The 14,430-nt window shown below is 48.3% G+C and carries 11 protein-coding genes; 10 read left to right on the forward strand and 1 reads right to left on the reverse strand.

The window, feature by feature from the left end:
* Position 1 precedes the first annotated feature (1 nt).
* From SPB21_RS11810 to SPB21_RS11855, 10 genes are all read left to right on the forward strand, one after another.
* Positions 2 to 388: an ArsR/SmtB family transcription factor gene (locus SPB21_RS11810; RefSeq protein WP_163663194.1), complete on the forward strand. Its 387-nt coding sequence runs from the start codon at positions 2 to 4 to the stop codon at positions 386 to 388.
* Positions 389 to 492: 104 nt separating this feature from the next.
* Complete coding sequence (locus tag SPB21_RS11815; RefSeq protein ID WP_499866635.1) at positions 493 to 2,412, forward strand: heavy metal translocating P-type ATPase; 1,920 nt, start codon at positions 493 to 495, stop codon at positions 2,410 to 2,412.
* A gap of 94 nt (positions 2,413 to 2,506) precedes the next feature.
* Positions 2,507 to 4,180 (forward strand): SLC26/SulP family anion transporter, encoded by a 1,674-nt coding sequence (locus SPB21_RS11820; protein WP_499866637.1) that lies wholly within the window; start codon positions 2,507 to 2,509, stop codon positions 4,178 to 4,180.
* 148 nt (positions 4,181 to 4,328) lie between these two features.
* Positions 4,329 to 5,594: a GTP cyclohydrolase II gene (locus tag SPB21_RS11825; RefSeq protein WP_163663185.1), complete on the forward strand. Its 1,266-nt coding sequence runs from the start codon at positions 4,329 to 4,331 to the stop codon at positions 5,592 to 5,594.
* Positions 5,594 to 6,844: a URC4/urg3 family protein gene (locus SPB21_RS11830; RefSeq protein ID WP_499866639.1), complete on the forward strand. Its 1,251-nt coding sequence runs from the start codon at positions 5,594 to 5,596 to the stop codon at positions 6,842 to 6,844. Before SPB21_RS11825 ends, SPB21_RS11830 begins: the two co-directional genes overlap by 1 nt.
* A 68-nt stretch (positions 6,845 to 6,912) precedes the next feature.
* Positions 6,913 to 7,545: a uracil phosphoribosyltransferase gene (gene upp, locus SPB21_RS11835; RefSeq protein WP_163663179.1), complete on the forward strand. Its 633-nt coding sequence runs from the start codon at positions 6,913 to 6,915 to the stop codon at positions 7,543 to 7,545.
* A 48-nt stretch (positions 7,546 to 7,593) separates the two neighbouring features.
* Positions 7,594 to 9,063, forward strand: coding sequence for a CoA-acylating methylmalonate-semialdehyde dehydrogenase (locus SPB21_RS11840; protein ID WP_499866640.1), 1,470 nt, complete (start codon positions 7,594 to 7,596; stop codon positions 9,061 to 9,063).
* Between the two features lie 236 nt (positions 9,064 to 9,299).
* Positions 9,300 to 9,659 carry a hypothetical protein gene (locus tag SPB21_RS11845; protein ID WP_499866641.1) on the forward strand — a complete coding sequence of 120 codons (360 nt, stop codon included), beginning with the start codon at positions 9,300 to 9,302 and terminating at the stop codon, positions 9,657 to 9,659.
* A 625-nt stretch (positions 9,660 to 10,284) separates the two neighbouring features.
* Positions 10,285 to 11,466 carry a DUF8692 domain-containing protein gene (locus SPB21_RS11850; RefSeq protein WP_499866642.1) on the forward strand — a complete coding sequence of 394 codons (1,182 nt, stop codon included), beginning with the start codon at positions 10,285 to 10,287 and terminating at the stop codon, positions 11,464 to 11,466.
* Between the two features lie 231 nt (positions 11,467 to 11,697).
* Positions 11,698 to 13,959, forward strand: coding sequence for a CHAT domain-containing protein (locus SPB21_RS11855; RefSeq protein WP_499866643.1), 2,262 nt, complete (start codon positions 11,698 to 11,700; stop codon positions 13,957 to 13,959).
* 109 nt (positions 13,960 to 14,068) lie between these two features.
* Here the strand turns inward: SPB21_RS11855 and SPB21_RS11860 are convergent, their stop codons facing one another.
* Complete coding sequence (locus SPB21_RS11860) at positions 14,069 to 14,341, reverse strand: hypothetical protein (RefSeq protein WP_499866644.1); 273 nt, start codon at positions 14,339 to 14,341, stop codon at positions 14,069 to 14,071.
* Positions 14,342 to 14,430 lie beyond the last annotated feature (89 nt).

Genomic DNA, 14,430 nt, shown 5'->3' on the forward strand with positions numbered 1-14,430 from the left:
CATGCCTGCTTCAAGTCGAAAAAATAACGGAACGACAGCGGATGCCCCTGGCTGTGATCAGTCTCTTGTGCATTTAGAGAGTGTGCGTCAGGTGCAGCCGGAGGTGCTGGCAACGGAAAAGGCCCAGCGGATGGCAGAATTTTTTACTGTGCTGTCCGATCCCCATCGCTTAAAACTGCTGTCGGCTCTGGCTCAGCAGGAGCTATGTGTGTGTGATTTAGCGGCAACAGTGAAAATGGGGGAATCGGCAGTCTCTCATCAGCTGCGGGTGCTGAAGTCTCATCGGTTGGTTAAGTATCGTCGCCAGGGACGTAATGTTTTTTATAGTTTGGCGGATGGACATGTTACCGCGCTTTACCAGGAAGTTGCTGACCATTTAGATGAGTAACGGGGGGAGATAGACATTAGAGGCCAGAGCTCAGGCCTGAGATTTGTTTTTATTGTGTAATATATGAATATTCGTTCAGATATTCAGATCTCTTGGTGACTACTATGGCGGGATCTCATTCCCATGGGTGTTGTGGCCATGGCCACGGTCATGATTTAAAGGAGTTCAATGTGCGTCAGGCGTTGATGCCTATTGTGGCTGCGGCCATTCTTTTTTTGATTGGTTTTGTTTTTTATCAGCCACTTCACAATACGCCATTTGCGATCGCAGAATATGCGGTGCTGCTGCCAGCTTATTTCATCAGTGGTAAGCAGGTGCTGACTACGGCAGGGCGCAATATTCTCAAAGGGCGGGTTTTTGATGAGAACTTTTTAATGGCGATTGCGACATTGGGTGCGATCGCCATCCATGAGGTGCCAGAAGCGGTGGCGGTGATGCTATTCTTCCAGGTGGGGGAGCTATTTCAGGATTATTCTGTGGGGCGCTCCCGCCGCTCAATCAAGGCTCTGCTAGAAGTGCGGCCAGACATCGCTAATCTCAAGGTTGATGGTGTTATTCGCGCCGTTTCCCCTGAGATTGTTAATGTGGGCGACATTATTGTCGTACGCCCTGGCGAGAAAGTGCCGTTGGATGGAGATGTCTTAGGGGGTACATCTCTAGTGGATACCTCGGCCCTGACTGGAGAGTCCGTGCCCCGAACCATTACGGTTGGTCAACCAGTTTTGGGGGGCATGATGAACCAGTCTGGTGTTTTGACGGTGAAGGTGACAAAACGCTTTGGGGAGTCATCGATCGCTAAAATTTTGGACCTGGTGGAAAATGCCAGTAGTAAAAAGGCTGATACTGAAAAGTTTATTACCCGCTTTGCCCGCTATTACACCCCTGCGGTAGTGTTTCTGTCGTTGGCCGTGGCGATCCTGCCACCTCTGTTTATGGCAGGGGCAACCCAGGCGGTTTGGACCTATCGCGCCCTGGTGTTGCTGGTGATCTCTTGTCCCTGTGGTCTAGTGATCAGTATTCCGTTAGGGTACTTTGGGGGTGTGGGTGGAGCTGCTAAACGCGGCATTTTGGTAAAGGGCTCAAAGTTTCTGGATGCCCTGGCCCAGGTAAAGACAGTTGTTTTTGATAAAACGGGTACCCTGACCCAGGGAAATTTTCGGGTGACTGATGTGGTTACCCATAATGGTTGGAGTAAGCAGCAGTTACTAGAACTGGCTGCCCAGGCGGAAGCTCAATCCAATCATCCGGTGGCACAATCCATTCGACAGGCCTATGGTCAATCGATTGATGTTACCGATATTCAAGACTATGAAGAAATCTCGGGCCATGGTATTCGTGTCAAGGTGAAAGGCAGTACGGTATTAGCGGGTAACGATCGCCTGCTGCATCGAGAACAGATTGCCCATGATGTTTGTGTTGTTGATGGGACTGTGGCCCATGTGGCTGTCAATGGTGAGTACAGTGGACGCATCATAATTGCAGATGAGCTGAAGGAGGATGCCGTTGAAGCAATTCGGTTGCTCCATTGCCAAGGGTTAGAAACGGCCATGCTGACAGGGGACAGTCAATCTGTTGCCGATAGCATTGCTAACACGCTAGGTCTGGATCAATATCACGCAAAGCTGTTGCCTGAAGATAAGGTGGATGCCCTAGAAGAGTTTTTACATCGTGCAAATCAGACAAAAGGCAAAGTGGCTTTTGTGGGTGATGGCATTAATGATGCCCCCGTGATTGCTAGAGCTGATGTGGGCATGGCCATGGGCGGTCTAGGTTCCGATGCTGCCATTGAAACCGCCGATGTCGTGATCATGACCGACGCCCCCTCGAAGGTGGCGGAGGCCATTCAAATTGCTCAAAAAACCCTGCGGATTGTTTGGCAAAACATCACGTTAGCAATGGTGATAAAACTTTTCTTTATTGCCCTCGGAGCCATGGGGGTGGCCACCCTGTGGGAAGCAGTATTCGCCGATGTTGGAGTGGCCTTGCTCGCTATCTTAAATGCTGGACGAGTGTTGAAAAGTTAAATTTTTAACCACCAGCAGCCACCATGGCCACCATGATGGGAATTATGGAAATTTCCTAGGATAGAGACATCTGCCAGTACACGTGAAATGAACTATGGAGATGCCATTGGGCCTCAAGCAATTGTTGTCTTATCAGTCAGCCTGGTTAAGGGGAGATATATTGGCTGGGCTAACGGTGGCGGCCTATTTAATTCCCCAATGTATGGCCTATGGTGAATTGGCTGGAGTTCAACCTGTGGCTGGGCTATGGGCGATTCTGCCTGCCATGGTGATTTACACCTTGTTGGGGTCATCGCCACAGTTGTCGGTCGGCCCAGAATCCACAACCGCTGTGATGACAGCGGTTGCCATTGCTCCTTTGGCAACGCCCGGCGGTAGCGACTATGCCATCCTGGCCGCTTTATTAGCCCTGCTAGTGGGGGGGATATATATTCTGGGCTACCTGACACGACTGGGGTTTCTTGCTGATTTACTGTCTAAACCTATTTTGATTGGCTATATGGCCGGTGTGGCCGTGATTATGATAGCGGGGCAGCTGAGCAAAGTGAGCGGTGTTCCCACTGATGCAGACACTGTTTTGGGAGAGATTCAGGCGTTTGTCACCCATCTCAGTCAGTACCATGGTCCCACATTGATTTTGTCCCTTGCCGTTTTAGTCTTTTTATTTGTTGTGCAGGCGCGATGGCCCAATGCACCAGGGCCATTATTGGCGGTGTTGCTAGCAACAGTGGCTGTGAATGTATTGCGGCTTGACCAGCTTGGGGTGGCTGTAGTGGGAAATATTCCAGCGGGGTTGCCTCAGCTAAACATTCCCAACCTGTCGATGAATGAGGTGACACCCCTAATGGCGGCAGCTATTGGTATTGCTGTGGTCGGCTATTCCGACAATGTGCTCACGGCCCGGGCCTTTGCCACCCGTAATGGCTACAAAATTAACGCTAACCAAGAACTACTTGCCTTAGGAGCTGTCAATATTGGAGCCGGTCTCATGCAGGGATTTCCCATTAGCAGCAGCGGCAGTCGCACCGTGCTGGGCAATGCTCTTGGTAACAAAACCCAGCTCTTTTCCCTGGTGGCGATGGTGACCGTGGTTGGGGTGTTGTTATTTATGCGACCAGTGTTGTCGCTATTTCCCCAGGCCGCCCTCGGGGCCTTGGTGATTTATGCGGCTACTCGACTCATTGAGATGTCAGAATTTGTTAGACTGCTGCGCTTTAGGAGCACTGAATTTGCCCTGGCTGTAATTACCACCCTGGGGGTGCTGGCAACGGATCTGTTGGTGGGAATTGCGATCGCAATCAGTCTTTCTGTCGTTGATCTTTTTGCCCGTGTCGCCCGACCCCATGATGCTGTTTTGGGTCAAGTGCTGGGCCTAGCAGGCTGGCATGACATTGACGATTGGGACGATGCGACAACGATTCCAGGATTGGTCATCTATCGTTATGATGCCCCCATTTGTTTTGCCAATGTTGAGAATTTTAAACGACGAGCGATGGCGGCGATTGAAGCTGAACAAGAACGGGTGGAGTGGTTTGTGCTGAATACAGAAGCCATTGCCGAAATCGATATCACTGCCGCCGATATGCTGGTAGAGCTTCACCAAGAGTTATGTAACCAGGGGATTGTCTTTGCCCTGGCGCGGGTAAAACAAGATTTGTATAGTCAGCTCAAACGTTCTGGACTGCGAGATCTCATTGGTAATGAACGCATCTACCCGACGCTCAAAACAGCGATTCGTGGGTTTGAAGACCGATATCGATTTAAATAAGAGATTTAAGCATAAACCGAGCCAACTATTTATAAATCTCTATTCTTGAAACCAAACGTTACTCCATTGTTAGACTGATACTTCAATTACAGTCCCATTTACCGAAAAATAGGATAATTTTAGGATTCGTTGACAAACGGGTTCTACCATGGCAACAGTACAGCCTCCTCGGCACAAGCATATTGTTCTAACGTCTCATCCTGGCAATTTTGGCCAAGATTCCATCGAGATTAAATGGGGTGAGGCAGACCCAAATGAGCGCGGTCCCATCATTGCCACCCTGGGCAACCGCGCCCATCGAAATGTGATTGGCACCCATTCCGGTGGCTATGCCGTATATCGAGCATTGGCCGTTGCCAGTGGTAGTTTAGAGCGGGATCACCGTGCTGATTTAACCAATACGGCCCCAACAGTGTCCATTGGTCCCCATGCCAGTTGGACCGTGCCGGACAAAATTATTTCCCTCGATCCGTTTGGTGCATTGGATCAAGAGCTGTTTTCGGACCTCAGAGCAGAAGGCTACGACATTCGCCCGTCCATTGCCATTACGAAGGCCCACATCAATATTCCAGAACTGCAAGAGGCCGTTAACCAGGGCCGCATTCACGTTGATGGCAAAATTCTGAAAGACGGTGGTGAGCTACTGGTTACGAAGGCGGCCATCGAACCGGCGTGGCATCTACCAGGCATTGCTAAGCGGTTTAGCGTGAAGGAAAGTGACCTGCGTCGTACCCTATTTGAGCAGACCGGTGGTATGTTTCCAGAGCTGGTGACCCGCCCGGACCTGCAGGTATTCTTACCCCCCATTGGCGGACACACGGTTTACATTCTGGGCGATCTTGAGGCCATTACTGATCCAGACCGTCCCTTAGCTGTGCGCATCCATGACGAGTGCAATGGTTCAGACGTTTTTGGCTCAGATATTTGCACCTGCCGTCCCTACCTGGTGCATGGCATTGAGGTAGCCCTCGAAACAGCTCAAGCTGGGGGAGCTGGTGTGATTATCTATGCCCGTAAAGAAGGTCGGGCCCTGGGTGAAGTGACCAAGTTTCTGGTTTACAACGCCCGCAAGCGTCAGGAAGGCGGCGATCGTGCGGATACGTACTTCACCCGTACCGAATGTGTGGCCGGGGTGCAGGATATGCGCTTTCAAGAACTGATGCCCGATGTGATGCATTGGCTGGGTATTACCCGGATTGATCAGTTTGTCTCCATGAGCAACCTTAAATACGACGCGGTTACCCAATCTGGAATTGAAATTGTCGAACGCATTTCCATTCCGGAAGGCCTGATTCCAGCCGATGCCCAAGTGGAAATGAAAGCGAAAAAAGCAGCTGGATACTACACCGAGGGTGACGTGCCTGATGAGACCGTTCTCACTCAAACCATTGGTCGCCAGTATGAGGATGCCTAATGACCCCTGAAGAACAGGCGGCAATTGCCTATTTGAGAAAGCCCCAGGCAATTCGCGATCGCACCCACCAACTATTTGATCTTTGCCAGGCCGATCAGCTTGACCATTTCGCTTGCGATCTCTCCAAGTTAGGAGTCGTAGCGCAGTATGTTGTCGAGACGACCCAGCAGCTATACCCTGATTTTGACGTACCGTTTCACAGCCGCTGGCGTCACTTTGGTCCACGGCTGAGCCCGTTACTAGTTCCCCGCCCCGCCCCAGGGGAACTGCCGCCTCAAACGGCACCAACAGCCAAGATAGAGGCCGCTAGATCACAGCTAGACCTGGCCATTATTAGCGTGCTTCTAGATGCCGGTGCGGGCAGTCAGTGGCAGTATCAGGATTTTGCGACAAATCAAACCTTAGGACGTTCAGAAGGGTTAGCGGTTGCCAGCCTGCGTGCATTTGAGCAGGGATTTTTCTCCACTGATCCAACGCTGCTAAATCAGGTAGATGCAACAGCGTTGCAGTATCTAACGGAAGCAGATTTAGCCCAGGCTTTTCAGGTGAGCGAAGAGAACCCTTTGGTGGGGCTGCCCGGTCGACTGAGGTTGCTGCAACAATTAGGCGCTGCTTTGGCAACTCAACCGGAGCGGTTTGGGGCCAACCCAGCTAGGCCTGGCAATTTACTAAACTATTTGACTGAGCGCTATGGTCAAACTCTCGACGCGGGTATTTTGCTCACTGAAGTGATCGAAAGCTTTGGCTCAATTTGGCCCGGTCGAGTCGCTTTGGCAGATACCAACTTGGGGGATGTGTGGTCTCACCCCGCATTTACTGACCAAGGTCCTGGAACAACCTTGGTGCCGTTTCATAAGCTCTCCCAGTGGTTGACCTATTCTTTAGTAGAGCCGTTAACCGCAGCAGGGATAACCATCAGCAACTTAGATGCACTGACGGGGTTAGCCGAGTATCGCAATGGTGGTCTGTGTGTAGATTTAGGGCTACTGGTGCCTAAACATTCTGAGGTTATGGGCCAACCCCACCTGCCGGGCTCACCCGTTGTGGTTGAATGGCGAGCTTTAACGGTGGTGATGCTGGACAAGATTGGTGACTGTGTTCGCCAGTTGCTTAACAAATCTTCTGAAGAATTGCCGTTAATCAAAGTGCTAGAGGGTGGCACCTGGGCCGCTGGACGACGTATTGCCAAACAACTACGACCGGCAGGTGTGCCGCCCATTGCAATTCAAAGCGATGGCACTGTCTTTTAGGGGTATTCTTAATTCTTCTCAGGGTGGTCCCTGTCCACCCTCCGTTGTGGCTTCTATGGGATTACCTGATGGAAAAATTGGTAACGCAAATTGAACATCCCCTGATTCAGCATAAACTGACTCTGATGCGTCAGAAAGATACGAGTACGGCTAAGTTTCGACAGTTGTTAGAAGAGATTAGCCTGTTGTTGGCCTACGAGGTAACCCGTGGGCTGCCCCTGGAGCAGGTGCCCATCGAAACACCCTTTGCCACCATGAAAGCCCCCATGTTGACGGGTAAGAAACTGGTGTTAATTTCCATCATGCGGGCTGGCCAGGGAATTTTAGACGGGATGCTCAAGCTTATTCCCTCGGCACGGGTGGGCCACATTGGTCTCTATCGCGACCCTAGAATGCTGATGCCAGTGGAATATTACTTTAAGGTGCCCAGGGATGTCAGTGAGCGGGATATGCTGATTGTTGACCCCATGATTGCAACGGGTAATACTGCGATCGCAGCCGTCCACCGCCTCAAAGAAACCCAACCTCAGTCCATCAAGTTTGTCTGTCTTCTCGCCGCACCAGAGGGCATCAAAAGCTTCCATGAGGAACATCCCGACGTGCCCATTTTCACCGCCGCCATTGACGACAAACTTGATGAGCATGGTTACATCCTGCCAGGCCTAGGAGATGCTGGAGATCGAATGTTTGGGACTCAGTAAACGGCGTCAGAGAACGATGCACATTTAAAGTTCTAGGGTTTAGCTTCCATGAAACAACTGAAAAATTACATTGCCGGTACCTGGCAACAATCTAAAACCACTGACTACCTTGGGGTGATCAACCCTGCCACCAATGTTCTCCTCGCAGAGGTCCCTCTATCCCTGGCTAATGAACTCGACCAGGCTGCAACAGCTGCCAGCGAAGCTTTTTCCTCCTGGCGACGCATTCCACCCACCTCACGAATTCAGTATCTGTTTAAACTCAAAACTCTTTTAGAAGAACACCGCGAAGATCTTGCCAAAACTATCACAGAAGAATGTGGCAAAACCCTCAAAGAATCCCAGGGAGAACTACAGCGAGCCATTGAAAATGTTGAAGTGGCCTGTGGTATCCCCACCCTCATGCAGGGCTACAACTCAGAAGATATTGCCCGTGGCATTGACGAGAGTATGATTCGTCAGCCCCTGGGTGTGGTGGGTGTCATCGCCCCGTTTAATTTTCCAGCCATGATTCCATTTTGGTTTTTTCCCTATGCCATTGCCTGCGGTAACACCTGCATCATTAAACCCTCTGAAAAGGTGCCCCAGACCATGGAAAAAATCATGGACCTGGTTGACCAGACAGGATTACCAGCAGGGGTGGTGAATGTGGTCAATGGTAGTAAGACGGTGGTGGATGCTCTGCTAGACCACCCCACAGTCAAAGCCATTAGCTTTGTGGGGTCTAGCCCCGTAGCCAAGTATATCTATCGTCGAGCAGCGGAGAATGGCAAGCGGGTACAGTGCCAGGGTGGGGCAAAAAATCCGGTGGTGATTTTGCCCGATGCCGATTTAGAAATGACGACACGGATTGTGGCAGATAGTGCCTTTGGCTGTGCGGGACAGCGGTGTTTGGCGGCATCCTTGGCGATTACTGTGGGTTCGGTAAAAGCTGATTTTACGGATGCCATTGTTGAGGCAGCCCAGCAGCGTGTAGTAGGCAATGGTCTGGATGAAGGCGTGCAGATGGGGGCGGTAATCAATCAGGGCAGTTGCGATCGCATCCAAGCCCTAACCCAAACAGGCATTGATGAAGGCGGTAAACTCCTAGTTGATGGTCGTAATCCAAAAATTCCTGGCTACGAGGAGGGCAGCTTTGTTCGCCCCACTCTGCTGCAAGATATTCCCCTGCAAGGTGAAGTTGCTACCACGGAGATTTTTGGTCCAGTGCTAGGCATGCTCCATGCCGATACCCTGGATGATGCCATTGCCTTAGTAAACCAAAGCCGCTGGGGCAACATGGCCTGTCTGTTTACCAACTCCGGGGCAGCGGCTCGTAAGTTTCGCTATGAGGCAGAGGCCGGCAACGTTGGCATCAACATTGGTGTGGCTGCACCCATGGCATTTTTCCCTTTTAGTGGTTGGAAAGAGAGTTTCTACGGAGATCTCCATGGCCAGAGTCAACATGCTGTAGAGTTCTTCACCCAAACAAAAGTTGTTGTTGAACGCTGGCCTAAAGAATGGTCACGTCAGTTTTAATTAACAGCCTATTTTCTGAGGATAGCCATCATAGGAAATCCTGGTTGATAGTGTCCCGAATCGAAGGGCATTCACAAAGGATTCCCCTACAGAATTGCCCATTGAGCTCTTGACTCCTCACTGGGGCAAGATTCCTCGATTTAAGTTAATCTCTGATGGTGTAAACGGAGGGTTTAAATCAGATTTTAAGCTTTGTGTTGTCTAATTTTCGATAGTGTACCTTCGCTAAATATCTAATGGATCCTAATCAAGATACAGGCGCAAATCAGGCAGATATTAACGATACCCTCAATAGCATCTTGAGCCAGGCCATAAGTCTCAAGCAAGATATCGACGAAAATCAGCCAGATGATAATGCGACTACCATCAACAATATCTTGCTACGCACAGCCTATGAACAAATTCCGGCTAAAACGGCTGATGCGATTCCAGGACTGGAGATATTTGAAGACAACGATAATCCGGGTAGCTGGTTTTGGGAATGGGAGTGGGGTGAATGTCAGGATGGCCCCCATGAAAATGAGCTAGAAGCGTTGATTTCGTTTGCCCGATTTTCTGCTGAGCTGGCAACTGAGTTAGGGGATGATGACGAATAAGGAAGAAACTAAAACCACAGCTAAAGTAGCAAACCTTGGTTGTTTAATTTCTTAACAATAATCCAGTGGAGTGTTAACTAACATTGCGCTGGAGTAGGGATATGTTCGCCGTTTCTGAAGCCCTTAATGAGCACATCAGTGAGTATCACCGTTGGAGGAAGGCGGACATTACTGAAGTGTTCAACCCAGTCAATGAGTAGAGCCATACAGATGTTGTAGTACTGACAAACTTGAAGCATACATAACCCTTGAGCCATCTATGTCAGCAGCTGTTATTCAAAGTGAATACACAGCTGTAGTAGGTCTGGATATCTAAGGTTAAGAAAAGTTTAAAGCAACTTTATATAAACATTAAATTGAGGTTAAAAGATGAATGCTAACCTCTGTTCAAAAGGGTATATTTTCTGCAAGGTTTAAAGCTTTGCGAGTCAATGGGCAAGAATCAAGAAAAAAGTGCATAGCTGAGAACTAACAGCTTTTCCATAAAAGAACAATTTTTAAAAGGGTTAATGGCTCAAGTCTTTTGACGTTAGTGAGCATGTTGAGCCTGCCAGAGTTACTTGCTTTATGTTTTATGAGCCAAGGCTAATTCTCGATAGAAATCACCTCAACATAAATAACTAAGATGACAATATCAGCGATTCAAAAGAAACCAATAAATTGGTGGGTATGGATATTAGGTGTTGATTTTCTCCTGATCTTAAACACAGGGATATACAAGTATTTGCCTGATTTCTCAGCAAGAGGCTACTTAGGCCATTTCTTGTTGTGGGGAGAAAACAACCTAGCAGTCTGGTGGAGCAGTATTAATTTATTTGTTGTAGGATGCCTGGCCTATGAAGTTTCTTGCCATCTAAGGGCAAAAACCCGTAGTGCCTGGTGGGTTTTGGCAATTTTATTCATTGCTCTATCTGCAGATGAATTAGGCTCTTTTCATGAAAGGGTGGGAGGTTGGTTTAATCTCCTGCCGTATGCCATTGCCGCGGTTGTTTTGTTGACCTATGCCTTAATACTACTTTTTCGAGAGAAGCAATCTCGTTTTTCGGCAACTTGCATTTTGCTAGGCTTTACAATATTCGGGTTAGTTGCTGTTCAGGAATACTTTGAGCATGCCCTTGAATGGCCTTACTGGCTATCAGGTATCAGAGTAGCTATGGAAGAAGGCTCTGAACTTATCGGTATGTTTTTATGCCTTCTTGCCCTTGTTCGTCAACGTCAAAATTATCTTTCGTCCTCATCACTTATGGTCGTTGTCCCTAATCCATGGCGAATGAAATTTTTATCTTTGATTTTGCTGGCTGGAACAGCTTTTCATTTTGTTATCAGTCTATATGTTGTTTCTGCTTTAACGGCTTCAGATTTTATTTTTAGAGGGAATCCAGCGATATACTATCCATCAATGGTTGCATTTCTTTTGTTCTGCGCCTTAATTTGGTGCTATCTAGAGCCAATATCTGACAGGCATTTACCATGGCTTATGCTGTCTATATACTTCCTGATTTGCTCAATGCTGATTATAGATCCTATTAATTGGTTCGGCATTAGTACTCAGTTTTATTTGCTTTATTTTGTCCAAATTGTTGTCATTGGATTAGGGCTATTTTATGCTGATCGCAATGTAAAAACAGTAAACTATAATTTTTTACGGCCTTTATCTATTCTTGTAGGCTTAAGTTTAATTGGTGTTATGGTTAGAGGCATCTTTATACAGCATCTATTATCTGGCTTTCTTTATTACGGATTATATGAGTCTCTAGCAGCAAAGAAGTTGGGGGCTCATCAAAGAGCAGATTTTGGCCACTCTTAACCGTCAGAGCTCGTTTAATCTGTATGCGATTAAATTGCATCATATTGGATGTGGTTTCAGACCATAACCAAGATAGCAAACCCTAGTTAGTGTTGACCTCTTTTGAGAGCTGGGCACCTTAGCATGGAGGCCGCTGTACGCAGCAATCCATCCTAGGGTGACATGATACATTTAGGCAGATACACAGCAATAGGACCTACTACGTGCCTGGTCATCCTATTGCTGAGAATAGTGCAGCCTAATGCTGTAGGCGCACAAGGTATTACCCCTGCAACCGATGGCACAGGCACCACTGTCACCCCCAATGGCCAATCTTTTGATATTGAATCAGGTAGTCTATCTGCAGATGGCAGTAATTTGTTCCATAGTTTTCAGACGTTTCAGCTGGCCAGTGAAAATACGGCTAACTTTCTAACCAACCCGTCAGTTCAGAGAATTTTTGCGCGGGTGAGTGGAGGTAACACAGCTTTTATTAACGGCAAATTAAAAATTTCAGGAAGCCAAGCAGATCTCTTTTTGCTCAACCCTGCTGGAATTATCTTTGGCCCTGATGCCACCTTAAATTTACCGGCAAGCCTGACGGCAACAACTGCAAACCATATCGAATTTAATCATGGCCAGTTTAATGCCACAGGCATTCATAGCTACGGTACATTGATCGGTAGTCCTACTGCATTTGCCTTTGGTCCATCAGGCACGATTCACAACCAGGGAGATTTAACCCTATTACCTGGACAATCACTTACCCTATTAGCAGGCACCGTTATTAAAACTGGCACTCTCACCGCCGACAATATTCAAATCCAAGAAATCTCTGAAGGACAGATAATTCAAGTCAGCCAGGCAGGTTCTCTCCTAAGTCTGGAGCTTTCTGGAGAAGCATTTCAGGACAACTCGGTTAACGGTAGCCTGACAATGCTACCAAATCTTTTGACAAGTGGTAGGGCGGAGCATGCGGGTCAAATTATTACCAACACTGATGGCCAGATTCTCTTAACTGATTCATCCCTGCCCACAGCCTTACCAGGGCACGCTTTAAACCCTACTAATTTATTCGCGCATCACCCCTCAGAATCATCGTCCTTATCTGCCAATCTAGGTGACTCTTCTCCCCATGGCGACATTTATAATCGAGAAGCTCCATCCCATCAATCAACTACCACCGCCAAACCTGGTGAGAATCACCGGGCACCCTCTCAATCGAGGATCGCTACACATCATTTTCATCGCACTGTATTAAATACCGCCAACGCCAGCGCAGCACTAGCCGATGTGGAAGACCAGCGTACTCAAGACTTCTCCAACTATTTTGGTCGTGATCTACAAGCTGAACAACTAACACTACCGGAAATTCAACATCTGTTAACCCAGATCCATGGGGAAACGGGGCATCAATCAGTGGTTGTCTATATTAAGACGCCAAAACTCGCGATAGATATTACCCAGCAAACCTCCACAAAGCTAGAACTCCTGATTTTTAAATCTGTTGGGGAGCCGATTAATTTAGAGATTTCTAATGTCAGTCAAGAAGAACTCTTCACAACAGTTGAACAGTTTCGACGTGCTTTAATTGCTTCAGCAAGAACGGGATCTAAACGGTATTTACCATCGGCGCAAAAACTTTATCAATGGTTGATTCAACCGATTGAAGATGAGTTGGGTTCCGAGCAAATCGATACTATTCTATTTTCTATGGACTCGGGCCTGCGGAGTTTACCCATTGCGGCTCTGCACGATGGCCAGCAGTTTTTGATTGAAAAATATAGTTTAGGCATGGTGCCATCCCTGGGGCTAATGCGCTCCAATTATCAACCCTTGGGCAAAGCTCAGGTATTAGCCATGGGAGCAAGCTTATTTCAAGAATTACAGCCTCTCCCTGCTGTCCCTGCGGAATTAGAAAATATTGAACAGCTATGGCCAAGTCGAGGCTTTCTCAATGAAACGTTCACCCGTAAAAATCTTATCGATCAGCAGCAGCAAACGCCTGCCCAAATTATTCATTTAGCCACCCATGCTGAGTTCAACGCTGGGAATGCTGACCAATCGTATATTCAGCTTTGGGATGAACAGCTTCATTTAAGCGACATCCACACCCTGGGTTGGGATCAACCAACGGTCGATTTACTTGTTCTCTCCGCCTGTCGTACCGCCCTGGGGGATGCCAATGCTGAGATGGGATTTGCTGGTTTAGCTGTGGCAGCAGGGGTAAATTCAGCCCTGGCCAGCCTTTGGACAGTGAGTGATGTGGGGACCCTCGCATTAATGAATGAGTTTTATCATCAGCTACAGCAAACCTCAATAAAGTCAGAAGCCTTACGCGCAAGTCAGTTAGCCATGCTTAAGGCTGACATTCGGATCGAGTCGGGCCAGTTACTCAGTGAGGCATCTCGCAGTGTCGTGCCTCTACCTGCCGAACTGAGTCAGTTAGAACATATTGATTTTTCTCACCCCTACTATTGGTCTGGCTTCACGATGATTGGCAGTCCTTGGTAAGCAAAAGCATACACAGAAAGGAGTCTGCATCTTTTTAATTATTGTGGCTTAAATATGACCTTCAGCCCCACCCCCAGCGTATTGTCCGGGGTGAGGGTTAGGGGGATGGCTATAGCACTGGCTTAGCATCCGTGCTATCAGTCGGGAGGAGCAAGGGCAGGGACACCGCTACACTTTGCTGGGCACTGGTGGTAATGCTTTTTGCATACACCGTTCCACCAGTCGGAATGCCCACCATCGCTATCCCTTGATCAGCGTCATAGCCAGTTATTGTGCCTGAGTATTGGCTACGTGATGCCCGTTTGTAGCCCAGGGTCGCCACTAGCCGATCATCTGCGTCAAAGACTTTGAGCAACTTGCGATCGCCTGAGATCTGGTCCACATTTGGCCCATGCAGATAACGATGGGTTTGATTGCCCGCCTCATCAAATACCAGGGCAATATGGTCGCCGTTAGATAAAGTGCTCCGTG

The organism is Leptothoe sp. ISB3NOV94-8A (assembly GCF_043421595.1).
In the GTDB taxonomy this organism is placed as follows: domain Bacteria; phylum Cyanobacteriota; class Cyanobacteriia; order Phormidesmidales; family Phormidesmidaceae; genus Leptothoe; species Leptothoe turfae.